Source organism: Chryseobacterium sp. FH1, assembly GCF_000735135.1.
GTDB lineage: Bacteria > Bacteroidota > Bacteroidia > Flavobacteriales > Weeksellaceae > Epilithonimonas.
Window position 1 is genome coordinate 1,210,887 of record NZ_JPLZ01000006.1, and the last position, 23,680, is coordinate 1,234,566.

A 23,680-nucleotide genomic window follows, 5' to 3' on the forward strand; every position below is an offset into this window, starting at 1 on the left:
TGTGTTTAGACTTTCAATAATTGTTCCGAAAATTAACCGTGCAATTTTTTCCAGATGGCATCTTTCAATTCCTGAAGTCCTTCGCCGGTCACACCGGAGAAGAATAAAGGTTGTCTGTTTTCCGGGAATTCTGCTGCGATCTCTCTTTTCAATTCATCATCCAAAAGGTCAGCTTTTGAAACAGATAGAAGGAAGTCTTTGTCCAAAAGTTCAGGATTGTATTCCTTCAGCTCATTTTCCAAAATTTTAAATTCCTGGAAATGATCTTCAGAATCAGCCGGAATTAAGAATAATAGAATCGAGTTTCTTTCGATGTGTCTCAAGAATCTATGTCCAAGACCTTTTCCTTCCGCCGCACCTTCTATAATTCCTGGAATATCGGCCATTACGAACGATTTGTAATTTCTCCATTCCACAATTCCAAGATTTGGTTTCAAAGTGGTGAAGGCATAATCCGCAATCTTCGGTCTGGCTGCAGAAACGGATGAAAGAAGCGTGGATTTTCCAGCATTTGGGAATCCAACTAATCCAACGTCAGCAAGCAATTTCAATTCGAAAGTCACAAAACCTTCCTGTCCATCCATTCCTGGTTGTGCAAATCTTGGTGTTTGGTTGGTCGAGGATTTGAAATGCTCATTTCCTTTTCCACCTTTTCCACCCTCCATCAAGATGATTTCTTGTCCGTCTTCTAGGATTTCGCCTACTATTTCACCTTCTTCATTTCTAGCAATCGTTCCCATTGGCACATCGATGTAAACATCTTCACCGTAAGCACCTGTTAATTGGTTTTTCTGACCGTTGTGACCGCGTTCTGCTTTGATGTGACGTGTGTATCTCAATGGCAAAAGCGTCCATTCGTGAGCGTTTCCTCTCATGATCACGTGACCACCACGTCCGCCGTCGCCACCATCCGGGCCACCTTTAGGAATATATTTTTCTCTACGAAGGTGAGCCGATCCAGCACCGCCGTGACCGCTTTTACAGTGGATTTTTACGTAATCTACGAAATTTGACATAATATTTTTATTAATGGAAGATGGAAGTCCGAAGATGGGAAAACTTTCCCGCTTCCGACTTCCATCTTCCGGCTTTATTTAATTTTTTCTACTTCAGCAAAAAGTTTTTCAGAGATTTCGGAGATATCGCCAACACCGATCACTTCTGCATATTTGCCTTGTTTTTTGTATAATTCTGCAACTTCTGCAGTTTTTGTATAATATTCTGTGATCCTATCTCGGATGATGTCCTCATTGGAATCGTCTGTTCTACCGCTGGTTTCTCCTCTTTTCAGAAGTCTTTCTACCAAAACCGCATCATCTACAATTAGTGAAAGACAAATGCTGATCTCGGAATTCAATTCCTCTTTCACAATAGTTTCCAAAGCTTCTGTCTGAACTGCAGTTCTAGGGAATCCGTCAAAAATAAATCCATTGGTTTCTGTCGGTTTTCTCAACTCATCAATTAACATATCAATTGTGACTTGATCGGGAACCAATTGTCCTTTATCGATGTATGATTTTGCTAATTTTCCGAGCTCTGTATCATTTTTCATGTTAAATCGAAAAAGATCTCCTGTAGAAATTTGTTTCAGATTGAATTTCTCGATTAGGTGCTGAGCCTGGGTTCCTTTTCCACTTCCTGGAGGGCCAAAGAGAACAATGTTTATCATAATGTTGATGGGCTTTTAGCAAATTGCTTTTGGCTTTTTGCTTTTGAGCAATTTTAGTTAATATTTACTTTTTATTTAGATATAATTTCAAAAGCCAATAGCCAGAAGCTAAAAGCTAGTAGCATTTTTAATGATTGATTCTACCTTCTTCCAATTGATACAGGTCTGGTAGGTTTCTTCCTAATTCATCATAATCCAATCCGTAGCCTAATACAAATTTGTTTGGAATTTCTTTGGCCACATAGTCTACGATGAAATCTTTTTTAAAGACATCAGGTTTTAAAAGAAGAGAAGCCACTTTCAAAGACTTAGGACGTTGTGTGTTTTTGAAATATTCGAAGAGATTTTCCAACGTGTTTCCTGTATCCACAATGTCTTCCATTAGAATGATGTGACGATCCATAACATCTTTTGTCAATTCCATTTTTTTGTAAACAATTCCTGTAGATTGCGTCCCAGAGTAAGAACTTACTTGTAAAAAAGCAATTTCACATTTACCAGGATAATATTTTAAAAAATCAGAGAAAAACATGATGACACCATTCAGAACACCAATGAAAATTGGGGTTTCATCTTTGTAATCTTCGTAAACTTTCTCTGCTAGATCTTTAATAATTGCCTGAATTTCATCGTGTTTCAGGTATGGTACGAAACTTTTGTCGTGAACTTGTATAGACTCCATATGTATTTCAAAGTGCAAAAATAAGATTTTTAAACCAAACAGCCCATTTTCTTTTTTTAGTAGTTTTTGAAGATGATAGAAAAGAGTAATACAATTTAATTATCTATATTTGCGTTACGTTTCTGAAAAAGAATAATTATGTTCAAATCGCTTTTCCACTGGAAAGTATTACTTAATATCGTATTGGCAATGGCGTTTTTCGCCGGTTTGGTTTGGCTTACATTCCGTTGGCTGGAGTTTCATACCAACCATGGAGAGGAAGTTCCTGTTCCCAATGTTGTCAATATGACCATTCATCAAGCTATCAAAGTTTTAGACGATTCTGGTTTGGAATATGAAGTTGACAGTTTCAAATATGACCCGAAATTCCGTCCATTTCAAGTTTTGGCCGTTTTTCCAGCGCCAGGCGCTAATGTGAAAAATGGTAGAGTAATTAACGTTAAAGTGAATCCAAGAACTTGGGCAAAAGTTGGAATCCCGGATATTATTGATCGATACAAAGGATTGGCTTTTAATCAGTTAAATCTTGTAGGTCTTAAAGTTGGTGATACGCTTTATGAGCCTAGTATTCAGAGAGATGCAGTTCTTAGGATTTTATATAATGGAACAAGTGTAAAACCTGGAACACAGATTCCTAGGTTTTCTTCTGTAGATCTGGTAATTGGATCTGGACCTATGAGAAATGTTACTATTCCTAATTTAGTTGGAAGAACAGTCCAAGAAGCTCGAAAAATTATCGCTCAAGCTCTGTTTGAAGTTGGAATCGTGGATCACGAAGACGGTGGAAAAGATGAGTCTGATATTATTTATTATCAAGATCCAGAATTTGGTTCATTGAGGGATCAAGGAATGCAAATCGATCTCTGGGCAAGTAAGAAAACGCCAGCCGAATTACAAAACAAAATTAGACAGCTGGATGATATGTACCGTCCGAAAATTGATACGACATTAGCACCAATTCAGTACAATGAAGTTCCAACACCAACGATTGAACAGAGACCAGTGGTTCCAAAACCACCAGTTTCTGCAAGTACATCAACATCAGGAACTACAGCAACCACACCTAAGCCAAAACCAACAAGCACTCAGCCATCGAATACTTCGACGCCTGTGAAACAAAGTACAACTACGCCACCATCTACGAAACCTGTAGAAAAGCCCAAGCCGAAAAAAGTGGTAATTGAATAAAACAAAAGGCTTCGACATCTGTTGAAGCCTTTTTTAGAATTAAAATATGCTGGACGAGACCGAAGATTTCCTAGAAGACGAATTAATAAATCAAGATATTTCTGCTGATGACGAAAACAGCGGATTGTTTGAGCACGTCAATATTACCGTTGATAAAAAGCAGGAACCACTTAGAATTGATAAATTTTTATTGATCTTCCGCCAGAATTCTTCCCGAAACAAAATTTCTCAAACTTGTAAAGCGGGAAATGTCATCGTCAACGGAAAACCTGTAAAACAGAATTATAGAGTGAAACCTGGCGATGAGGTAAGTGTTCTTCTTGCACATCCGCCGAGAGAAAATACCATCATTCCACAAGATATTCCTATTAATATCGTGTATGAAGACAGCGATTTGATTATCGTTGACAAAGATCCGGGAATGGTAGTGCATCCGGGATTTGGGAATTGGGACGGAACCTTGGTAAATGCTTTGGCTTTTCATTTTGCTAAAGACCCAAATTACAATTCCGATCTGGATAGAGTAGGATTGGTTCATCGGATTGATAAAGATACGTCGGGACTTTTGGTCATCGCCAAAACCGAATATGCATTAAGCTTTTTGGCAAAGCAATTCTTTGATCGTACAACAAAACGTCTTTATTGGGCATTTGTTTGGGGAAATGTAAAAGATGATACAGGTACTGTAACTGGCCACATCGGTAGACATCCAAAAAACCGAATGCAAATGTACACTTACGAGGATGGAAGCCACGGAAAACATGCGGTGACACATTACAAAGTGTTGGAACGTTTCCGATATATGACTTGGATCGAATGTAAATTGGAAACAGGTAGAACGCATCAGATTCGTGCGCATTTGAAACATATCGGACATACTTTGTTCAATGATGCGAGATATGAGGGAAATATTATAATGAGAGGCGTCAACTTGCCGAAGTACAAGCAATTCGTTCAGAATGTTTTTGAAGTGTTGCCAAGACACGCATTGCACGCGCACACCTTAGGATTTATCCACCCGACAACGAAAGAAGAAATGTATTTTGAAAGTCCAATGCCAAAAGATATGCAGGAAGCATCAGAGCGTTGGAGAAAATATCTTGATAATAACTAAGAGTTTTATACATTTGCATTGTGAAGAGAAACTATATTTTCTATAAAACATTATTAGTGCTGATTGCAGTTTTTTCGATGGAGCTAAAAGCTCAGGAAACTTTGCCTTTTTATCAGCAATATCTTGTTGACGGCGATTTTTTATTCAATCCTGCATTGTTGGGAAAGACAGATGATGTCGTTTTGAACCTCAATTATCAAAAGCAATTCTCACAACTCAGCGAATCTCCAAACGTTCAATCCATCGGTTTGCACGCCAACGTTTTTGATAGAGTTGGAGCCGGAGTTTCATTTTTCAGAGATCAGAACGGGCCTATTTCCTCAAATGGAGTGATGTTGGGCGCTTCATATTTCATCCCTTTGAGTGATGAAGAAGATCGTCAGGATCAATTCTCTTTCGGGGTTGGGACCAATCTTTATAATATGAATATCGACTATACCAAGATCAACGCACAACAGCAAGGTGATCAGGTTTTAGGCGAGAATACAAACGATATTTTCATCGCTTACGCCAATTTGGGAACTGCGGTGAAGTTCAAACATTTCTTTGCTGGTTTATCTGTAATGGATATTCCGATCAGCAACGATCTTCCAATTGTCAATGGAATAGAGCCTTCTCCGACAAAATTTTATCTGAACGCAGGCTACGATTGGCATTTTACAGATGGGATTTTTCTGACGCCATCATTGATGATGAATCTTAATACCAATTCTTCAAGAATATTTGATTATAATTTAATGGCAACAGCTTTCGGCGAGAAAAGTAATATCTCAGCTGGAATCAGTTTCCGAAGTGCTAAAAGCGCTGTCGGAAGCCAGAATCTTGGGATGTCGCCAATCATCAAAGGTCGAGTAGGAAACTTCACATTTGGTGGAGTTTACAACTTTGGCGTTTCAGAGTTGACGGAAAATTTTGGTAATAGTTTTATGTTGACCATCGGTTTCAACATCGAGAATTTCATCAATGCGCGAGGTTACCGATACAGATAATTTATGGCTGATAATTGATAATTTATAAATGATTATCATTCATCAATTTTCTTTTATCATTTATAATTATTTTGATTTACCTTCATATTCCTTTCTGCAAGCAAAAATGCAGTTACTGTAATTTTCATTTTTCGACTTCGTTTAGTTTGAAAGATGAAATGCTTTTGGCCATCAAAAAAGAAATTGGACTAAGACATCAAGAGCTCGAAAATAAAACCATCAAATCACTTTATTTCGGTGGAGGAACGCCTTCAGTTCTGAATGTTGACGAAATCAAATCTCTGATTGACGAATTTCAAAAATATTTCAGTTTTGATGAGAATATTGAAATCACTTTGGAATCCAATCCAGACGACCTCAATAAGAATTTCCTGAAAGAATTATCCCAAACAGAAATTAATCGATTATCGATTGGAACTCAAAGTTTTTTCGATGAAGATTTGAAGTTGATGAATCGTGCTCACAACGCTTCCGAAGCAGAAAGTTCCATCAAGCGCGCTCAAGATTGTGGATTAGAAAACATCAGCATCGACTTGATTTATGGTTCGCCAACTTCAAACCTCGAAATCTGGAAAGACAATCTCAACAAAACCATCGAGTTACAAGTTCCACACGTTTCTTCTTACGCATTAACTGTCGAACCAAAAACAGCTTTGGAAAAATGGATTGAAAATGGAAAAGTCAGTTCGCCTGAGGAATCCGAACAAAATCAGGAATTCTATTATATGTCTGATTTTCTGAAAGATAGTGGCTTTGATCATTACGAAATTTCGAATTTCGGAAAGCCTGGATTTCATTCCAAACATAATTCTGCTTATTGGAAATCTGAGCCTTATTTAGGAATTGGTCCATCAGCACATTCTTACAACGGAAATCTCGAAAGAAGCTGGAATATAGCCAACAATCTACTTTATATCAAGAATATCAATCAAAATATCATCCCAAAAGAAACCGAAATTCTATCCGAGAAAGACCGTTTCAACGAGATGATGATGATTGGTTTAAGGACAATTTGGGGCGTAGATTTAAATAAAATCAATCAAAATTTTTCCTCAGAAATAATCGATTATCTTCACAAAGAAATCAATCCAAAATTAGAATCAGGAATTCTGAAAATTGAAGATAATCATCTTTTAATTCCCGAAAAACACTGGTTTTTGGCAGATGGAATTGCGAGCGATTTGTTTATGGTTTAAATTTATTTTCAAGTCAAAACATCATTTTGTCATTCCGTAGGAATCTAAACTTTGAGATTCTTTTAAAATGACAAAAATTTCTAATAAAATTCCTATTTTTGTCAAGCTAAATCTTTGCTAAGTTTTACGCCTTTGTGAACTTAAAATATTTTCAATAAAGGTCAATAAAAACTTTGTGAACGTTGTGTTCAAATTTCATACATTAAAACTCTTGAAAAAGAAAAAAGCCGACTACACCCATCTTTCAGCCAATCAGCCCATCGGAATTTTTGATTCCGGCGTTGGTGGTTTGACGGTTGCAAAGGAAATCAAGCGACTGTTGCCAAACGAAGATTTAATTTATTTTGGCGACACAAAACATCTTCCTTACGGCGAGAAATCCCGTGAGGCGATTGTCGGATATTCAACCAAAATCACGCAGTTTCTATTGGAGAAGAACTGCAAAGCCATCGTCATTGCGTGTAATTCTGCGACAGCAAATGCTTTGAAAGAAGTTCAGGATTTGGTGGAGGAGAAAGTTCCGGTGATTGATGTGATTAATCCTGTGGCAGAAAAAGTGTCGTACGAGATTCACAACAACGTTGGCGTCATTGCAACCAAAGCAACGGTGAATTCAGGACTTTACAAAAAATCAATCCGCAAACATAACAAGTTCATCAAAGTTGATGAGTTGGCAACGCCACTTCTCGTTCCTGCGATTGAAGAAGGTTTTAAAAATCATCCAATTACACATTCGATTATTTATAATTATTTGAGTAATAGTAAATTAAAAAATATTGAAACTTTGATTCTCGGCTGTACTCATTATCCACTTTTGATAGACGAAATCAAACAATACTACGGAAACCGCGTTCGCGTCATCGATTCGCCAAATATCGTCGCAAACCAATTGAAGATGATTTTGGACAAGCATAATCTTCTCAACGAAGAAAATCACAAGCCAACGTATCAATTTTTCTTATCCGATATTACCAAAAATTTCGAAAAAATATCAAAAAAATTCTTCGGAAAATCGATTGATTTGGAACATATTGTTCTGTAATAGTATATATAAATAATCCTTCGACTCCGCTCAGGATGACACCGCAAATCATAATTGTTTGACATTGTCAGGCTGAGCGGAGTCGAAGCCTTTTGTGGTTTGAAAATTAAAAATTCTCATTTCGGAATATCTCTTTGATTCTATCAATCTCATTTTGAACGTTGTTTTTCACGCGCTCGCCAAAATAGAGTGTGTTTTCAATTTTATTATTTCCTTCCCACGCAATTTCGATTCCGCCACTGGCAATCTCTTTTTTACAGAGAAAATCGGGAACGATTGAGAATCCAGAATTCCCACTTAAACAGCGGACAATCGAACATATATTCGGAACGATGTAATTTGGTTTGAAGTCGGGATGACGATTAAAATTGGCTTTCCAAAAGTTGTTCAAATGTTCCATATCCGCCGCGGTGCTGTACCAGATTTGATGTTTCAACCAAGCTTCTGCTTCTTCGATTTTATTTTTCTCAATCAGATTTTTGAATTCTGAATTATCGGTTCCGGTTCCATTAATCAAAACAATTTTTTCTTTCGAGAATGAATCGAAATTCAAGTTTTTCAAATTAGCTTTTCGTGGCGTAATTATCAAATCCAACAAGCCATTGTCCAAATCCGAAAACATCTGTTCATATAAACCAAAACGAATAATCACGTTAAAATCAAAGTTAGGAATATGCTTTTCCAAAGTGAATTGAAAGGTCTCAAAACACATTCCGATGCTTACGGTTGAACGTTCCGTTTTTGTCGTTTTATGGAAAGTTTGTTCAGCAGTTTCCAGTTTCAAAAGTGGTTCCAGCGTGAAGTTGTAAAGGATTTTCGCTTTCTCTGTCGGAATCAATTTTTTTGAAATTCTTTCGAACAACGTATAACCAACGTAAGCTTCCAGTGAACCGATGTGCAGACTTACGCCTGGCTGTGAAATGTACAATTCCTTCGCCGCTTTCGTGAAAGATTGGGTTTCGTAAACACTTTTAAAAGTTCTGAGCCATTCTAGATTTATCATTGTGAATACTTTATGTTATTTTAATTAAGAGCTTGACACGTGATTTTAAGCCAACTGCCAACAGCTAATCGCTAAAAGCAATTTATCATCATAATTATAATGCAAATGTATGATTTAAATTATTTTTATAATTCATTTTTCTATCGGAAATTTGCACTATCAATAATTTAAATAATCAATTAATGAAAAATATATTTGTAATCAACGGCGGACAAACCTTTGCGCATTCTGGCGGAAGCTTCAACAAAACCATTACCAACTGGACAAAAGAAGTTCTTGAAAACAAGAATTTTGAAATCAGAATTACAAACGTCAATGATGATTTCGACGCAACTCAAGAAGCCGAGAATTTCAAATGGGCTGATATTGTTGTTTATCATTTTCCGGTTTGGTGGTTTCAGGTTCCGAATCGTTTGAAATTTTATATCGACGAAGTTTTTACGGCTGGTCACAACAACGGCATTTACAAAAGCGACGGCCGTTCCAGAGTGAATCCCGCCATCAATTACGGAACTGGCGGATTGATGCACGGCAAACATTATTTCGTCACCACAAGCTGGAATGCACCAGAAACGGCTTTCACTTTGGAAGGCGAATTTTTCAACCAACATTCGGTGGATGAAGGCATTTTATTCGGTTTTCACAAAATGAATGCGTTCACCGGAATGAAGCATTTGGGAAGTTTCCATTTCCACGATATGGAAAAATCGGCGACTCAGGAACGAATTGATAATTACGAAGTTGAGTACAAGAATTATCTCAAAAATACTTTGGAAACTGAGAATCTAAAAGTGTTGAATTAAATTAAATATAATCAAAAATGTCAATCTACTTAACAGCGATTTTAAAATCGAAAACAGATAAAATTCAGGAATTAAAATCGATTTTGGATAATATGGTTTTGAATACCAGACAAGAAGAAGCGTGCGAAAAGTACGAATTACAGCAAGGTTTGGAAGACGAAGCGGTTTTCATATTTCACGAGATTTGGAAAAGCAAAGAAGGTTTGGATGCGCACAACCAACAATCTTACATCAAAGAATTTGTAGAAAAAGCGCCTGAATTATTAGAAGAACCTGCGGAGATTTATCTTGCAAAATTAGTTTATTGAAAAACGCCTCGAGTAATTTCGAGGCGTTTTTTATAGATTGATAATTTTATCAATATTAACATCTTCCAAAAACTGATTATCGTGAGAAACTACAATCAAAGTTCCTTGGTAATCGTTGATTGCTGATGTCAGAATCTCGATATTCTGAATATCCAGATTGTTCGTCGGCTCATCCAAAATTATCATATCTGGAGAAAGATTTTGAATGGAAAGACAGCAGAGTAGAAGCTTCAGTTTTTCGCCACCGCTGAGGAATTCACACTTTTTGTCCCAATCATTTTTGAAAAAAAGAAAACGAGCTAAAATTGTTTTGACCTCGTGTTCTTCAAGGTTTCTTAAGTTAAATTTCTGCGCTTGCTCCTCCGCCGAAAGTTCATTTTCAATCAAAGAATATTCCTGGTCGATGTAAACAGTTTTCTTTTCGGCTAAATAAAGATTTCCAAAAGTTGGCTTTATTTCGCCCAAAATCATCTTTATCAAAGTCGTTTTTCCGGAACCATTGTCGCCTTTTATCGCAATTCTTTCTCCGCTAATGATTTGAAAATCAAGATTGTTTTTCCAAAGATTTTCTTTCTGATAAGTGAAATTAATTTCCTCTGCTTCCGCCATAATTTTTCCGTTGTGAAGCTGAGAATTATCAAAGTTAATTTTCATTTTATCAATGCCAGAAAGGTTTCCCTTAAGGTCGTGAAGGTTTCCCCTAATGTTTTCGATTTTATCTTGATGAATCGATTTCAACTTTGAAGTGCTGTTTTCAGCTTTGTTGCGAAGCGTGTTCATCATAATTCTGGAAACGCCGGATTTTTCCTGTTTTCCTTTTCCGCGAGCGTCCAGTTTGTTTTGTCTTTCAATTGTTTCGCGCTCTTTTTCTTTGGCTTTTTTCAGTTCTTTTTCTCGATTTTGAATGTTTTGCTCGAGTGCGTTTATTTCGATTTTTTTCTGTTCAGAATAGAAATCATAATTGCCACCATAAACCGAAATTCCATTTTTCGTAAGTTCACAAGTTTTGTCCAAAAGATTGAGCAAAACTCTGTCGTGGCTCACAATCAGCAGACTTTTTGAAGTTAATTGGATGACACCGTAAAGTAGTTTTCTGTTCATAAAATCCAGATGATTCGTGGGTTCATCCATCAAAATCAAATCTGGCTGATGAATCATCATTCCGGCGAGAAACAATTTGGTTTTTTGTCCGCCACTTAGGCTTTCCAATTTCAGATTTAAATCAAAATCGGGAAGATTCCAATATTCAAAAGCTTCTTTGATTCTTTCCTCAATGGTCCAATCGTCGCCCAGAATTTCCATATTTTCTTCGGTGACAGAACCTTCCAAAATTTCCTTTAAAGCCTTTAGTTTTTTATCGATTCCCAAAGTTTCCGAAATACTCAAATGATTGAACTGACCGGAGATTTGAGGAACGTAATAAACATTGGAATCCGATTTTACGAATCCAGTTTTCTGTTGTAATTGTCCGGCAATTATTTTAAGCAAAGTCGATTTTCCGGAACCGTTATTTCCGATTAAAGCTAATTTTTCCTGTGAATGAAGTGTGAGATTGATGTTCGAAAAAAGAACATCTTTGTTGGGATGTTGATAGGATAAATCCTGTAAGATAAACATAATTTCTTTTTTAGAATTGAACAATAGCAGACAAGGTTGCCTGCGGAAGATTGTCTGAAAAGAAATTAAATTTTACATTTTAATCTTGAGAATAATTATTTGTGCAAAGTTAGAAATTATTTTTAAAGTCCGAATTTCTTAATCACCGTGTTGATTTTCTGCTTCCATTCCGCTGGTTTTCCTGCGTATCCGGCAGAAGCAATCGCATTCAGCCATTCAGAATAATCCAGATTTCCTTTCATTTTTTGATAGTACTTTTTTCGGGAAATCATCTCGCAAAACGCACGGAAAGATTCCTTGGAACTTTCAAAACTTTTGAATTTGGAACCGTTGACCGTATTTTTCCCGACCATCCCAAAATGATTGTTCAAAGTCTGAGCGTGTCTGCTGTTTCCACCACCAGTTTCGACGTAAGCGATAGAAAGAATAATGGCCGACGGAATCCCAAATTCCTTGGAAAGCTCCGTCGCAAGCGGTTTGTGTTGGTTGATGTAAGAATTCTGTGCAGAGATTTTTAAGCTGAAAAATAAAATCATTAAGCTCAAAAATTTGATATTGAAATTCCTCATATTCACTTCAAATTTTATTCAGAAACTGGTTGAGCCTCGAAGAAAGAGAAGTTGATATTCCCATATTTTCTGCTGTCTTTCAAGTTCGGATGCGGATATTTTTGTCTGCTTTGATGTTCCAAAATGAAAAGTCCGTTTGGTTTCAACAACTCATTAGACAAGATCAAATCAATCAGTTCATTATATTTTTTTTCGTCTGTTTCGAAAGGCGCATCAGCGAAGATGATATCGTATTTTTTCTCGTGATTTTTCTTTCTTTTCAACCAATCGAAAACGTCAAAACGTTGCGTATTCACTTGCAATCCCATTCCCAATTCCTGCGCGGTAGAATTGATGAAACCGGCGTGTTTAGGATTCAATTCGATGGAAGTGATATCTTGGCAATCTCTGGAAGCAAATTCCAAAGTGATGGAACCAATTCCCGCAAAAAGGTCCAAAACGGAGCAGAATTCCAAGTCAAAACGATGCTCCAAAATGCTGAACAGCGCTTCCTTTGCAAAGTCTGTGGTTGGTCTTACTTCAAAGTTTTTTGGAGCCGAGATTTTCTTCGCTTTCCATTTTCCGGATATGATTCGATACATAATTGATAGTTGATAAATGATATTCTCTAATTTCTTAGAGTTGAAATTATTTTCTCGCTGATTTCACAGATTCAACAGATTTTTTCATTAAATCTGCAAAATTTGCATTGTCTGCGAGAGATTTAAACAATAAAAAGTCTTTAACTCAAAACGAAATTTTTCTTGTGTAGGTTATCGAAAACTATTTTCAGATTCGGAACAAATTTCTGCATTTCAGAGATAAAGGTTTCATTTTCCGTGGTTTCTCCGTAGATGTAGAAGTAAGTTTCCGTAATTCCAAAATCAATTTTACTCAAAGTAAACATTATAAAATATAGAAAATCAACCTCCGAAGTTGCATCCAGATTATTATAAAGCACCACTTTTTTATTCTCGATGGCAAAAAATTCCGCCTGCTGATGATACAGATTCACGTGAATTTCCTTTCGATTTTTCACGTTCAAAGAATTCAGAAATTTCTCACCAGAAAAATTAAAATGAACCGGAACTTCCAACGCCTTGATTTTCTGATAATAATCCTTCGGAAAACTATAATAAAACTGAACGCCAAATTTCTTGTTAACAGACAACATCAGTTCCTCAGAATCCTTTTTCACGTCCGCATTGTAAGCAATCAGGTCATAGCCCAAATCGTGCTGGTCAAAACCTTCTTCCACCACAGAAAAATGGTTGATGGCCGAGACCACAGAGATTTCAGAAAACTTTTCCGAAGCCAAAACTTCATCCAGTTTTTCCGTCACCAGATTGGCCGGCGTTTCCTCATCCTTCAGCCAGATTTTCTCTTCCAAAACCTTTTTGGATTTAGAAATCTGCCATTGCAAGCCATCTTTCGTAAAAAGCAAGGATAATTTCCTCATATTTTAAAGTCAATAAAATTAATTTTTTGGGCAGCTATTTGACTTGATGTCGAAAGCTATTTACCAATAATTTTTGTGGCAGCTTTTCCGCCTTCCACTCCCAATCTGTCACTCTGAGATTCTCGAAGAGTCCGTTCAAGTCGGGCTGCGCTTCGCAAAGTTGAAGCTTTTCACATAACTTCCACTTTTGTCATTCCGTAGGAAACCTAACGACGTGGTTCGACGTAGTCAATCTAAATTGTTGAGATTCCTACGGAATGACAAACTAAGTGTTTTAAAACAAATATTTGTAAGTCTATTATCTATACGTCTATCATCTTAATCTTTCTCAAAGTCTCCCTTGTGATTTGCAAAGTTAAAAAATTAAAATTTTAGGATTTCAAACTCTGTCCATTCTTACAGAATTGGTTATCTTCGCAAGATAATTCGATTTATTCTCAGAATGCAAAAAATATCATTTTTCTTTTTAATATTTGCTTTTCAGCTTGGATTCTCGCAACAAAATATCAAGTTCGAAGATTCCGATTTCGCAACTCTTCTTGCAAAAGCCAAAACCGAAAAAAAACTAATCTTTCTTGATGCTTATGCGGCTTGGTGCGGGCCGTGTAAACTGATGGAGCGCAACGTTTTCACAGATGCAAAGGTAGCAGATTATTACAACAAAAATTTCATCAACGCCCATTTTGACATGGAGAAAGGAGAGGGTAAAGAGCTTGCGGCAAAATATGGTATTAGGAGTTATCCAACTTTATTATTCCTGAACGGAGAAGGCGAAGTTGTGGGCAAAGAATTGGGTTATTTGAATACGGCTGATTTCTATGCCTTAGGCACAAAAAATAACAAACCAGAATTGGTAAACAGCAATTTGAAAGATGAATTTTTGAAAGGAAAATTGGACCAGCCAGCTTTGTTAAATTTCGTAAGCCTGTATTCAGGGAAAGATCCAATATTGGCAAAACAAGCTTCTGAAAAATATTTTGCAAACAAAAAAGACAAAGCTTTCACAGGCGAAGAAATCAATGCACTTTTGAACTTTACACAATCTGTAGATGATGCCAACTACAAAATATTCCAACAAAATAAGTCAGCAATAGTGGAATTATTAACTGAGAAGAATTATACTCAGTTTGATAATTATTTAAGATTGATGAAAATTGTGACATCCGCAACCAACGATAAAACCAAAACAATCGACGATGCGAAAGTACTGAAAGAAGGAGAGGGACTGCTATCAAAGGATGAACTTGAGAAAAGTCTGAATATTTATAAGCTCAACTACTACATCGCTCACGAGAATTATCCTGCTTACGAGAAAACTGCTTTGGAATATTACAAAAATCCAGACGAGTTCAATGGTTCAGAATTATTGGCTTCAGCAAGTGTTTTTGTAGAGAATGTGGCAAATCCTACATCTCTTCAAACCGCTGCAAGATGGGCAGAAAAAGTAGTGATGTCTCAGGAAAATTATGATTCGACCAGTATTTTGGCTAAGTTGTATGACAAATTGGGGAAGAGAGATGAAGCAAAAATGTTCGCAGGAATGGCCGCAAACTTTGCAAAAGAAGAAAACAAAGATGCCACTAAGATGAACGAAATCCTGAACAAAAAGTAAGTATGAGAAATTTAATATCATTAAGTTTCCTCTGCTTATCCATCTTTTGTTTTTCACAAAAAAATGAAACTTACATCAAAGCCAACGCTTTATTCCTTCCAGTGGGAATGTTGAATGTTGGTGTGGAGCAGGGTTTTACAGATCACATCACTGGTCAGGCGGATGTTTTTATTTCACCTTGGAAATCTTTTGCAGGAAAACATGCACAGGTTTATATGCTAGGATTTAACGCTAGATATTATTTTAGTGAAGCGTTCAGAAAATTTTATGTTGGTGTAGATGTTTCTGGTGCTGGTTTCAATATCCAAAAATATGGTTACTGGAATGATAATTATTACGTTCACAAAAACGGGGAAGCCACACCATATATCAATTCAAACCTATATCAAAAGGGATATTCTTTGATTTTGGGCGCAATGGCTGGATATCAATTCAAATGTACTGACAGATTGAATTTGGATTTTTACATTGGATTTGGAACAATGCAGAGTTTTTACAAAGGCTATGATAAGCTAAGTGGCGATCGTTACGATGCAGGAAGCGATTCGATGGGTAGAGAATTGAATAGAAGTGGAGAGTGGTTACCTTACAAAGGTGGGCTCATGTTATCATATAAACTTTAATTATGAATTTGAAGAATCCAAAATATATTCTGATTGGAATTATCACATTCGCTATCATTTTTCTGATGAATTATGTCGGAAATGATGCTCCGGACAAACTATCTCGAGCTTTGCTAACCGCTTCTGCTGCGGTGATAGGTCTTGGCGTTGGCATGTGGATTTATCACAAAAGAGGTCGAAACAACGAACGCGACAATTTTGATTAATTGAAAATCTATTATGAAGATTAATCTCGATCCAAATAAAAAAATATACTTCGCTTCCGATCAGCACTTTGGAGCTCCAAATTTGAAAGAAAGCAGAATCCGTGAAGAGAAATTTATCCGTTGGCTGGATTCCATCAAGTCAGACGCACAAGTTCTCTTTTTGATGGGTGATCTTTTCGATTTTTGGCACGAATGGAAATACGTAGTTCCGAAAGGTTACATCCGAGTTTTGGGGAAAATTGCAGAACTGAAAGATTCCGGAATTGATATCTATTTTTTTGTGGGCAATCACGATCTTTGGATGAAAGATTACTTCCAAGAAGAACTCGGAATTCCCGTCTATTTTGAGAAAAGATATTATGAAATTTCGCATAAAAAATTTCTTTTAGCTCACGGAGATGGTCTCGGACCAGGTGATAAAGGTTTCAAAAGGATGAAGAAAGTTTTTACAAATCCGCTTGCACAATGGGCTTTCAGATGGTTGCATCCTGACATTGCAATGAGAATTGCGAACTACATGTCTCAAAAAAATAAAATGATTTCGGGAGATGAAGACAAAGAATTTCTAGGTGAAGACAGAGAATTCCTAATTCTCTATTCCAAAGAAAAACTCAAGACAGAAAAGATAGATTATTTCGTTTTTGGACACCGTCATTTGCCTCTTATTTTTGACTTGGGAAATATGTCAAATTACATCAATCTTGGTGACTGGATTGTTTATTTCACCTACGGTGTTTTTGATGGAGAAAAGTTTGAGGTAAAGACTTTCGAAGGTTAGTTTCAAAATTGATTTGAATAATGAAGCAGAATATTTTTACCATAAAAACAGAATCCGATTTCCAGACCGCGTGTTTGGAAACTTTTCGTTATCAATATGAAAATGTAGAAATCTACAGAAAGTTTGTCGATTATTTGAATATTGATTTATCATTAATAAAACAAATTAATGACATTCCTTTTCTACCAATCGAGATGTTCAAAAATCATTTGGTTTTGGACAAAAATGCTGGAGCTGAACATTATTTTCAAAGTTCTGGAACTACGCAAATGAATCGTTCCAAACATTATATCGCCGATTTTTCCTTGTACGAGAAAAGTATCTATGAAAGTTTTGAAGAATTCATTGGAAAGCCAGATGATTATATTTTCCTTGGTTTACTTCCCAATTATTCCGAAAATCCACATTCGTCTTTGATTTATATGATTGATTTTCTGATGAAAAAATCAGGTAAACCAGAAAATGGCTATTTCCTTTACAACCATCAGGAACTGTTTGATCTACTTCAAAATTTGACGGATAAAAAAGTCATTCTCTTCGGCGTGTCTTTTGCCCTCCTAGATTTTCTTGACTTCTGCGAGTCCAACTCTCAAACTCTCCAATTCTCAGACTCTCTAACTATTATAGAAACTGGCGGAATGAAAGGCAGAAAAGAAGAAATGACCAAAGATGAATTGTTGAAAATCTTCAAAGAGGGTTTTAAAACAGATAAAATCTACTCGGAATATTCGATGACAGAATTGCTTTCCCAAGCTTATTCTTTGGGCGAAAATATTTATAAAAGTCCCAATTGGATGCGAATTCTTATCAGAAATACAGAAGATCCTTTTTCTTACGTTGAAGATGGAAAAACAGGCGCCATCAATATCATTGATTTAGCAAATAGACATTCTTGTGCTTTCATTGCAACGCAGGATTTGGGACGAAGCGAAAATAATTCTTTTCAAGTTTTAGGAAGGATTGATCACTCTGATATTCGTGGTTGTAGTCTATTGGTTTCTTAAATCTTATTAAATAATAATTAATTATATTTGAAAAAACACAAATTTATTCTTTCAATATTTTAATTCATGAAATTTTTAGTTTTAAGTTTTCTGCTGTGTTTTTCGTTCTTCAAATCTCAGAAATGTTATGATTTGAAAACAGTTTTAAAAGTAGAACCAACCGCTCTTTACAGACCTCATTTGTTAGCATCTCAGAATTTTGGGGTTGATATTTTGGAAAATGAAAAAACAGTTGATAAATATATCGCGAGAGGAAAATTTCAGAAAGTCAAAAAAAAATCACGAGGTTACAGATTGCAGACCTTGCAACACAGCCGACCATACTTAGTGAAAAAGGCCAGAACATTATTAGAAAAGATGGCGGCCAAATTTGCAACAGACACCAAAAGTTTCTTCGTTGTTTCGTCCGTGACCAGAACTTTGGAAGACCAATGCAGATTGAGAAAAGTCAATTCCAATGCATCACTAGGGATTAGTTCTCACAATTACGGTGCGGCTTTCGATATTTCGTATGTTCGTTTTGACCACGTGTTGAAAGTCAATACAAAACTTGAAAAAGCATTGGAAAAAGTTTTGGACTATTATAAAAATCAAGGAAAAATATTCTATATCAAAGAAAAGCAACAAAGCTGTTATCACGTAACGGTTCGTAATTTTTAAGTTGGAAATGATGTTGAAAATCGAAGAACTTGTTCACACATTTATTTATAAGAATTGTGATTTTGATAAAGAAATTATCCTCACCAATTTTTTCCATTCCGACTGGGAAGCCGATATTTTATCAATTAATAATGAAGGTATCAGCCACGAGATCGAAATTAAATTATCAAAGTCAGATTTCAAAAATGATTTCAAGAAAAAATATACCAATCAAAAAACAGGAGAGAAATTTCTGAAACACGATAAGATCAGTTGTGGCGATTACATCTGCAATTCGTTCAGTTTTCTTTTGCCGATGGGAATGATAGATCATGGTGAAATCCCAGCTCACTGTGGCATCATCGAGTTTTATCACGATGAGGATAATTGGGAAACCACTTTCTATATAATCCGTGAACCTAAAATTATTCACCAAGATTCTTACTGGAAACTTTGCGACAAAGATCAATTTATGAGAAATATGGCTCGAAGTCTTCTCTTCAAAAAATTTGAACTAAAAGGAAAACGAGAAGAACTCATCTTCAAAAATCCCTTTGATATCAAAGCCAAAAAATAAATCCTGCCAATGATCTTGACAGGATTTTTGATTTTTATTAATGAAATTTAATTTAAGCGATTTCTTTTTTCTCGATCAACAAGTTATAAACGAATGATGCAAATACGCCACCTAAAACTGGAGCAACAATGAAAAGCCAAATTTGAGAAAGTGCTGCGCCTTGTGCAAAAATTGCAGGACCGATACTTCTCGCAGGATTCACAGAAACACCTGTGATTTTGATCCCTACAATATGAATCAGAACCAACGAAAGTCCAATTGCCAAACCAGCAAATCCACCGTGAATGTTCTTCGTAGAAGTTGATCCAAGAATTACCAGCAAAAAGATGAATGTAAAAACAAACTCAGCTACAAAAGCCGCCAAAGTGTTGTATTCAGCAAGATAACCAGTTCCCCAGCCATTGGATCCCAAGGCCCAAGGTCCCAATTCGCCACCAGGATGATTCGTGAAAATAATGTACAGAATTCCAGCGCCGATGATTGCACCAACAATCTGAGCAACGATATAGTAAGCTGCTTCTGTCATTTTCATTCTACCAGCTGCAACCATTGCGATGGAAATTGCAGGATTGATGTGACAGCCGGAAATATGCCCGATTGCATAAGCCATTGCGACCACACTAAGACCGAAAGCAAAAGAAATTCCTAAAAGTCCAACGCCGGTTGTGCCATCTGCACCAGCAATTACGGCGCTTCCGCAGCCCATTAATACGAGAACCATTGTGCCAATCATTTCAGCAACAAATTTTGAAGTTGTAGATACCATTTGTATGTTTTTTGTTTATTTATTGTCACAAATGTAATAATTTTTTCATTCAATTGTTAAATATTTCTTAAATACGGACAAAATTTCTCATTAGTAATATGAATTTAGGATGGTTTATTTTTTGAATTAAACAGTTGTATAACTTTCATATTATGGCAATCAAATATTCAATTCTAGACCTTGCGACTATTGTCAAAGGCGACGATATAAATAAAACATTTCAAAAATCTGTTCTATCTGCGCAACACGCTGAGAAACTTGGTTTCACGAGATATTGGTTTTCCGAGCATCATAATTTTCCCAATGTGGCCAGCGCGGCAACTTCAGTTTTAATCGGTCATGTTGCAGGACAAACAAAAACCTTGCGAATTGGTTCTGGCGGAATTATGTTGCCGAATCATTCCACTTTGTCAGTCGCCGAACAGTTTGGGACTTTGGACGGACTGTATCCAGGTAGAATAGATCTTGGCTTGGGAAGAGCACCGGGAACCGATGGATTGACGGCAAGTGCTTTGCGAGGGAATAATTTCAATCCCAATTATAATTTTGAATTCCACATCAAAGAACTTCAAAAATATATGTCTAAGGAAAATGCAGATGCGAAGGTTAGAGCGATTCCTGGTGAAGGTGCGGATGTTCCGTTTTACATCTTGGGAAGTTCAACCGATTCTGCTTTTTTGGCGGCAAAATTGGGATTACCTTATGCTTTTGCAGCGCATTTTGCGCCATCTCAGTTGGAAGTCGCTTTGGAAATTTACAGAGAACATTTCCAGCCGTCCGAGTTTTTGGATGAGCCTTATGTGATGATTTGTATCAATATTATTGCAGCAGATTCTGTGGATGAGGCACATTATTTATCGACTTCCCATTTTCAGGTTTTTGTTAATATCTTGACAGATCAGAGACAACCACTTTTACCACCAGACGAAACCGATCTTGCCAATATGGGAGATGACGTCGCCCTGCATCTCAACAGAATGGCAGCGAAAACTTTTGTTGGTGATAAAGAAACATTGAAAGAAAAACTGTCGAAGTTTGTGAAAGATTATAAACCAAATGAAATCATAGCTTCAGGAAATATTTATGATTTCGAAAAGAAACAAAGATCGTACGAGATTGCATCAGAGGTCATCAAATCATTATAATTGAAAAAGCACAAACCTAAGTTTGTGCTTTTTTTCTATTTTAAAATATCAAACTCTATCGTGCTACCACTAGATATTTTGATTTCAGCCTTTTGATAATCATCTTTTGTAGCCAAACGTGGATTGTCCAAAAACTTTTGCGGATTGATCGCCATCAGCGGAAACCAAGTACTCTGAACTTGAATCTGAATCTTATGCCCTTTCTTGAACGTATGGAAAACGTCTTGCAATTTCACATTGACAGCTGTTTCCTTATTCGGTTGCAACGCTTCAGGTTTTTCAAAACTATTGCGGAATCTTGCAGGCATTATTTCGCTTCTTACCATTTGGTGGTAGTTGGCGAAGATGACGCCCGGTTTGTCTGGATTTGCTTTTTCGTCTGAAGGATAAACATCGATTAATTTAACGATGAAATCTGCATCTGTTGATGATGTGATCACTTTCAACTTAGTCAAAATTTCTCCGGCCAAAGTCAAATCGTTTTCCAGAATATCGGTGGTGAAAGTCACAACATCCGGTCGGTAACTTGCAAAACGTTGATCTTCGCTCATATAATTTTTCGGTGTGAAACCATTCATATCTTTCAGATTCTCACTGCTCAAAACAGGTTTGTTCGGATCTGATAAGTAGGTCGACATCAGATTTGGATTGGAGCCCTTTTCTGATAAATTCCCAGAAGCATTTAAATAGAAAGATTTCTTCTCAGCTTGCTTTGGTGGCCAGTTTTCGAATTGTTTCCATTCTTTTTTGCCAGTGTCGAACATATAAGCTTCCGGAAGTTTTGCGGAAGTTTTAGAATTTTCTTTTAAATAATGATGGAAGAAAGGTTGTTCTATATTTTTTTGATAAAATGTTGCGATGCTGTCACCAAAATAAATATCGTTGTGAAAATGTTTTCCTGTGTCGTAATTCCAAGCGCCGTGGGAAAAAGGTCCCATCACGATTGTGTTTTTCGCTTTTGGATTGTTTTTCTCAATTGTTTTATAAATATTTAGTGGACCTGCCAAATCTTCGGAGTCAAACCAACCGCCGACCGTCATTACAGCGTGATTGATATTTTTGAGATGAGGTAACAGATTTCGTTTTTTCCAATAGTCATCGTAGTTTGGATGCGCCATTACTTCCTGCATGAAGAAGTTATCTTTGTAATATTTGTCCACGCCTTCTTTCAAAGTTCCCATATTTTGATAAAATAAATAACCATCTTCGGAAGTTGGCTTTATCATTTTGTCAGCGAACCAAGATTCGTTTTCAGCTTTGGTTTTTTGAACGCCGAAGACTGGAAAAGTTTTGAAGTAGCCCATCAAAAAAGCACCGTTGTGAAGAAAATCATCAAACCAAAAATCTGAGATTGGTGCTTGTGGAGAAGAGGCTACCAAAGCTGGATGATTTGCTAAAGTTCCAACTGCGGTGTAAAATCCAGGATATGAAGTTCCGTATTGACCTACTTTTCCGTTGTTGTTTTGGATATTTTTCACCAACCAATCCACGGTGTCGTAAGTGTCTGTACTTTCGTCCACATCTTTTTTGGTTTTGTGGTCCACTTGTGGCGTCATATTCGTGAAAGTGCCTTCGCTCATATATCTTCCGCGAACGTCTTGGAAAACGAAGATGTATTTTTCATTCTCAATGAACTTGTTTGGACTGAGTTTTTTTCTGAAATTGGTTTCGCCGTAAGGTGCGATGCTGTAACACGTTCTGTTCATAATGAACGGATATTTGTTGCTTTTGGAAATGTCTTTTGGCGTGTAGATGATGGTAAATAGTTTTGTGCCGTCACGCATCGGGATGTAAACTTCTTTTTTGGTGAAGTTCTCTTGGACAGAAGTTGCTTGCGAAAATCCGAATGTGGATGTGATAACAACGAGCAGAAAAAGTAATTTGTTCATTGACATAAAAATTTGAATAAAGTTAAGTTTTTTGGTGGATTTAAGAATTACTAATTAGACAATTGTTTATAGTCATAATTCCGAATCTAAAAACAAATTTGAATTATTGGAATGTTTTTGTAATTTTGTATCCGAATGAATACAAATATGAAGAAATGTTCTTTATTGAAAAAACAATAGAATTTGATAAGTGGTTTCGGAAACTAAAGGATTTGAAAGCTAAAGCTAAAATTTTAGTACGGCTTCAAAGATTAGAGAATGAAGAACACTTTGGTGATTGTAAACCTATTGGAAATGGAATTAGTGAATTAAAAATAAACTACGCAAAAGGATACAGAATTTATTTCAAGGAAATTGATGGGAAGATTATTATCCTTCTCATTGGAGGAGATAAGTCTACACAAAAAGAAGATATTTTGAAAGCCAAAGACATTTGGGACAAATTAAAAAAATAAAAAAATGGAAACATCAAAATTTGATATAGCAGATTATTTGGACAGCAACGAAATGATTGCCGAATATTTGAATGCAATTTTAGAAGAAGGAAATGATACCGAAATTGTGACCGCAATTGGACACATTGCTAAAGCTATCGGTATGACAAAGATAGCTGAGGAAACCGGAATGAGCAGACCCAGTTTGTACAAAGCATTATCCGATGGAGCCAAACCTCAATTTTCTACAATAATGAAAGTTTTAAAGGCTGTTGGTGGACAAATTAGAATAGATCCGATAAATGCTTAGAATAGGAATGTGATCTGCAAATGTTAACAATTTTTAGTTGGTGTATTTAAATTAATTTTTTTTGAGAATAAAAAAACCT

General features: G+C 36.3%; 27 protein-coding genes. 17 read left to right on the top strand and 10 right to left on the bottom strand.

From position 1 onward, the window contains the following. Nucleotides 1-32: 32 nt before the first annotated feature. The 3 genes from obgE to hpt all read right to left on the bottom strand — a co-directional run bounded on the left by obgE (nt 33) and on the right by hpt (nt 2,351). On the bottom strand, nt 33-1,016 hold the full coding sequence (obgE, locus tag IO90_RS12375; protein ID WP_034966961.1) for a GTPase ObgE: 984 nt from the start codon (nt 1,014-1,016) through the stop codon (nt 33-35). Between the two features lie 74 nt (nt 1,017-1,090). Continuing rightward, nucleotides 1,091-1,669 carry an adenylate kinase gene (locus tag IO90_RS12380; protein ID WP_034966964.1) on the bottom strand — a complete coding sequence of 193 codons (579 nt, stop codon included), beginning with the start codon at nt 1,667-1,669 and terminating at the stop codon, nt 1,091-1,093. A gap of 127 nt (nt 1,670-1,796) precedes the next feature. Beyond that, a complete protein-coding gene (gene hpt, locus IO90_RS12385) occupies nt 1,797-2,351 on the bottom strand; it encodes a hypoxanthine phosphoribosyltransferase (RefSeq protein ID WP_034966967.1) in 555 nt (184 codons plus the stop codon). Nucleotides 2,352-2,489: 138 nt separating this feature from the next. On the opposite strand from hpt, the gene IO90_RS12390 reads away from it, so the two are divergent. The 5 genes from IO90_RS12390 to murI all read left to right on the top strand — a co-directional run bounded on the left by IO90_RS12390 (nt 2,490) and on the right by murI (nt 7,880). Next, nucleotides 2,490-3,539: a PASTA domain-containing protein gene (locus IO90_RS12390; RefSeq protein ID WP_034966969.1), complete on the top strand. Its 1,050-nt coding sequence runs from the start codon at nt 2,490-2,492 to the stop codon at nt 3,537-3,539. Between the two features lie 46 nt (nt 3,540-3,585). Beyond that, complete coding sequence (locus IO90_RS12395; protein ID WP_034966972.1) at nt 3,586-4,653, top strand: RluA family pseudouridine synthase; 1,068 nt, start codon at nt 3,586-3,588, stop codon at nt 4,651-4,653. Nucleotides 4,654-4,709: 56 nt separating this feature from the next. Next, on the top strand, nt 4,710-5,642 hold the full coding sequence (locus tag IO90_RS12400) for a PorP/SprF family type IX secretion system membrane protein (RefSeq protein ID WP_228374682.1): 933 nt from the start codon (nt 4,710-4,712) through the stop codon (nt 5,640-5,642). Between the two features lie 86 nt (nt 5,643-5,728). Beyond that, nucleotides 5,729-6,838: a radical SAM family heme chaperone HemW gene (gene hemW, locus IO90_RS12405; RefSeq protein ID WP_228374706.1), complete on the top strand. Its 1,110-nt coding sequence runs from the start codon at nt 5,729-5,731 to the stop codon at nt 6,836-6,838. A gap of 211 nt (nt 6,839-7,049) precedes the next feature. Beyond that, complete coding sequence (gene murI, locus IO90_RS12410) at nt 7,050-7,880, top strand: glutamate racemase (RefSeq protein ID WP_034969076.1); 831 nt, start codon at nt 7,050-7,052, stop codon at nt 7,878-7,880. Nucleotides 7,881-7,986: 106 nt separating this feature from the next. On the opposite strand, the gene IO90_RS12415 is transcribed toward murI, so the two are convergent. Continuing rightward, entirely contained in the window at nt 7,987-8,883 is an 897-nt protein-coding gene (locus IO90_RS12415; protein ID WP_034966977.1) for a LysR family transcriptional regulator, read from the bottom strand. 182 nt (nt 8,884-9,065) lie between these two features. On the opposite strand from IO90_RS12415, the gene IO90_RS12420 reads away from it, so the two are divergent. Further along, a complete protein-coding gene (locus IO90_RS12420) occupies nt 9,066-9,686 on the top strand; it encodes an NAD(P)H-dependent oxidoreductase (protein ID WP_034966980.1) in 621 nt (206 codons plus the stop codon). Between the two features lie 17 nt (nt 9,687-9,703). After that, nucleotides 9,704-9,994 (top strand): putative quinol monooxygenase, encoded by a 291-nt coding sequence (locus IO90_RS12425; protein WP_034966983.1) that lies wholly within the window; start codon nt 9,704-9,706, stop codon nt 9,992-9,994. A 30-nt stretch (nt 9,995-10,024) separates the two neighbouring features. Here IO90_RS12425 and IO90_RS12430 read toward each other — a convergent pair whose 3' ends face one another. From IO90_RS12430 to IO90_RS12445, 4 genes are all read right to left on the bottom strand, one after another. Beyond that, entirely contained in the window at nt 10,025-11,611 is a 1,587-nt protein-coding gene (locus IO90_RS12430; protein WP_034969080.1) for an ABC-F family ATP-binding cassette domain-containing protein, read from the bottom strand. Between the two features lie 122 nt (nt 11,612-11,733). Next, nucleotides 11,734-12,147, bottom strand: coding sequence for a glucosaminidase domain-containing protein (locus IO90_RS12435; RefSeq protein ID WP_228374683.1), 414 nt, complete (start codon nt 12,145-12,147; stop codon nt 11,734-11,736). A gap of 47 nt (nt 12,148-12,194) precedes the next feature. Continuing rightward, a complete protein-coding gene (locus tag IO90_RS12440; protein WP_034966988.1) occupies nt 12,195-12,761 on the bottom strand; it encodes an RsmD family RNA methyltransferase in 567 nt (188 codons plus the stop codon). A gap of 140 nt (nt 12,762-12,901) precedes the next feature. Continuing rightward, the gene (locus tag IO90_RS12445) at nt 12,902-13,618 is read right to left on the bottom strand and encodes a DUF3822 family protein (RefSeq protein WP_034966991.1); all 717 of its coding nucleotides are present in this window, start codon (nt 13,616-13,618) and stop codon (nt 12,902-12,904) included. A gap of 442 nt (nt 13,619-14,060) precedes the next feature. On the opposite strand from IO90_RS12445, the gene IO90_RS12450 reads away from it, so the two are divergent. The 7 genes from IO90_RS12450 to IO90_RS12480 all read left to right on the top strand — a co-directional run bounded on the left by IO90_RS12450 (nt 14,061) and on the right by IO90_RS12480 (nt 19,057). Continuing rightward, nucleotides 14,061-15,230 carry a thioredoxin family protein gene (locus IO90_RS12450; RefSeq protein WP_034966993.1) on the top strand — a complete coding sequence of 390 codons (1,170 nt, stop codon included), beginning with the start codon at nt 14,061-14,063 and terminating at the stop codon, nt 15,228-15,230. Between the two features lie 2 nt (nt 15,231-15,232). Beyond that, a complete protein-coding gene (locus tag IO90_RS12455; protein WP_034966996.1) occupies nt 15,233-15,853 on the top strand; it encodes a DUF3575 domain-containing protein in 621 nt (206 codons plus the stop codon). A 2-nt stretch (nt 15,854-15,855) separates the two neighbouring features. Beyond that, complete coding sequence (locus IO90_RS12460) at nt 15,856-16,059, top strand: hypothetical protein (protein WP_034966998.1); 204 nt, start codon at nt 15,856-15,858, stop codon at nt 16,057-16,059. A gap of 13 nt (nt 16,060-16,072) precedes the next feature. Beyond that, a complete protein-coding gene (locus tag IO90_RS12465; protein ID WP_034967001.1) occupies nt 16,073-16,837 on the top strand; it encodes a UDP-2,3-diacylglucosamine diphosphatase in 765 nt (254 codons plus the stop codon). 20 nt (nt 16,838-16,857) lie between these two features. Further along, a complete protein-coding gene (locus tag IO90_RS12470; RefSeq protein ID WP_034967004.1) occupies nt 16,858-17,841 on the top strand; it encodes an acyltransferase in 984 nt (327 codons plus the stop codon). Nucleotides 17,842-17,973: 132 nt separating this feature from the next. Further along, nucleotides 17,974-18,501, top strand: coding sequence for a DUF5715 family protein (locus tag IO90_RS12475; protein ID WP_228374684.1), 528 nt, complete (start codon nt 17,974-17,976; stop codon nt 18,499-18,501). A 7-nt stretch (nt 18,502-18,508) separates the two neighbouring features. Continuing rightward, nucleotides 18,509-19,057, top strand: coding sequence for a hypothetical protein (locus IO90_RS12480; RefSeq protein ID WP_228374685.1), 549 nt, complete (start codon nt 18,509-18,511; stop codon nt 19,055-19,057). A gap of 52 nt (nt 19,058-19,109) precedes the next feature. On the opposite strand, the gene aqpZ is transcribed toward IO90_RS12480, so the two are convergent. Continuing rightward, nucleotides 19,110-19,823, bottom strand: coding sequence for an aquaporin Z (aqpZ, locus tag IO90_RS12485; protein ID WP_034967011.1), 714 nt, complete (start codon nt 19,821-19,823; stop codon nt 19,110-19,112). Nucleotides 19,824-19,975: 152 nt separating this feature from the next. Between aqpZ and IO90_RS12490 the strand changes: the two genes are divergently transcribed. Then, nucleotides 19,976-20,968, top strand: a complete 993-nt coding sequence (locus IO90_RS12490) for an LLM class flavin-dependent oxidoreductase (protein WP_034967015.1) — start codon at nt 19,976-19,978, stop codon at nt 20,966-20,968. Nucleotides 20,969-21,003: 35 nt separating this feature from the next. Here the strand turns inward: IO90_RS12490 and IO90_RS12495 are convergent, their stop codons facing one another. Next, nucleotides 21,004-22,857, bottom strand: a complete 1,854-nt coding sequence (locus IO90_RS12495) for a CocE/NonD family hydrolase (protein ID WP_034967017.1) — start codon at nt 22,855-22,857, stop codon at nt 21,004-21,006. A 98-nt stretch (nt 22,858-22,955) separates the two neighbouring features. Between IO90_RS12495 and IO90_RS12500 the strand changes: the two genes are divergently transcribed. Both IO90_RS12500 and IO90_RS12505 read left to right on the top strand, forming a co-directional pair. Next, entirely contained in the window at nt 22,956-23,312 is a 357-nt protein-coding gene (locus tag IO90_RS12500) for a type II toxin-antitoxin system RelE/ParE family toxin (RefSeq protein WP_228374686.1), read from the top strand. A gap of 4 nt (nt 23,313-23,316) precedes the next feature. Further along, nucleotides 23,317-23,601 (top strand): addiction module antidote protein, encoded by a 285-nt coding sequence (locus tag IO90_RS12505; RefSeq protein WP_034967020.1) that lies wholly within the window; start codon nt 23,317-23,319, stop codon nt 23,599-23,601. Nucleotides 23,602-23,680 lie beyond the last annotated feature (79 nt).

Bases quoted from the DNA above. Each gene is read 5' to 3' on its own strand.
- obgE (WP_034966961.1), bottom strand. From the start codon at position 1,016: ATGTCAAATTTCGTAGATTACGTAAAAATCCACTGTAAAAGCGGTCAC.
- IO90_RS12380 (WP_034966964.1), bottom strand. From the start codon at position 1,669: ATGATAAACATTGTTCTCTTTGGCCCTCCAGGAAGTGGAAAAGGAACC.
- hpt (WP_034966967.1), bottom strand. From the start codon at position 2,351: ATGGAGTCTATACAAGTTCACGACAAAAGTTTCGTACCATACCTGAAA.
- IO90_RS12390 (WP_034966969.1), top strand. From the start codon at position 2,490: ATGTTCAAATCGCTTTTCCACTGGAAAGTATTACTTAATATCGTATTG.
- IO90_RS12395 (WP_034966972.1), top strand. From the start codon at position 3,586: ATGCTGGACGAGACCGAAGATTTCCTAGAAGACGAATTAATAAATCAA.
- IO90_RS12415 (WP_034966977.1), bottom strand. From the start codon at position 8,883: ATGATAAATCTAGAATGGCTCAGAACTTTTAAAAGTGTTTACGAAACC.
- IO90_RS12420 (WP_034966980.1), top strand. From the start codon at position 9,066: ATGAAAAATATATTTGTAATCAACGGCGGACAAACCTTTGCGCATTCT.
- IO90_RS12425 (WP_034966983.1), top strand. From the start codon at position 9,704: ATGTCAATCTACTTAACAGCGATTTTAAAATCGAAAACAGATAAAATT.
- IO90_RS12430 (WP_034969080.1), bottom strand. From the start codon at position 11,611: ATGTTTATCTTACAGGATTTATCCTATCAACATCCCAACAAAGATGTT.
- IO90_RS12435 (WP_228374683.1), bottom strand. From the start codon at position 12,147: ATGATTTTATTTTTCAGCTTAAAAATCTCTGCACAGAATTCTTACATC.
- IO90_RS12440 (WP_034966988.1), bottom strand. From the start codon at position 12,761: ATGTATCGAATCATATCCGGAAAATGGAAAGCGAAGAAAATCTCGGCT.
- IO90_RS12445 (WP_034966991.1), bottom strand. From the start codon at position 13,618: ATGAGGAAATTATCCTTGCTTTTTACGAAAGATGGCTTGCAATGGCAG.
- IO90_RS12450 (WP_034966993.1), top strand. From the start codon at position 14,061: ATGCAAAAAATATCATTTTTCTTTTTAATATTTGCTTTTCAGCTTGGA.
- IO90_RS12455 (WP_034966996.1), top strand. From the start codon at position 15,233: ATGAGAAATTTAATATCATTAAGTTTCCTCTGCTTATCCATCTTTTGT.
- IO90_RS12460 (WP_034966998.1), top strand. From the start codon at position 15,856: ATGAATTTGAAGAATCCAAAATATATTCTGATTGGAATTATCACATTC.
- IO90_RS12465 (WP_034967001.1), top strand. From the start codon at position 16,073: ATGAAGATTAATCTCGATCCAAATAAAAAAATATACTTCGCTTCCGAT.
- IO90_RS12470 (WP_034967004.1), top strand. From the start codon at position 16,858: ATGAAGCAGAATATTTTTACCATAAAAACAGAATCCGATTTCCAGACC.
- IO90_RS12480 (WP_228374685.1), top strand. From the start codon at position 18,509: ATGATGTTGAAAATCGAAGAACTTGTTCACACATTTATTTATAAGAAT.
- aqpZ (WP_034967011.1), bottom strand. From the start codon at position 19,823: ATGGTATCTACAACTTCAAAATTTGTTGCTGAAATGATTGGCACAATG.
- IO90_RS12490 (WP_034967015.1), top strand. From the start codon at position 19,976: ATGGCAATCAAATATTCAATTCTAGACCTTGCGACTATTGTCAAAGGC.
- IO90_RS12495 (WP_034967017.1), bottom strand. From the start codon at position 22,857: ATGAACAAATTACTTTTTCTGCTCGTTGTTATCACATCCACATTCGGA.
- IO90_RS12505 (WP_034967020.1), top strand. From the start codon at position 23,317: ATGGAAACATCAAAATTTGATATAGCAGATTATTTGGACAGCAACGAA.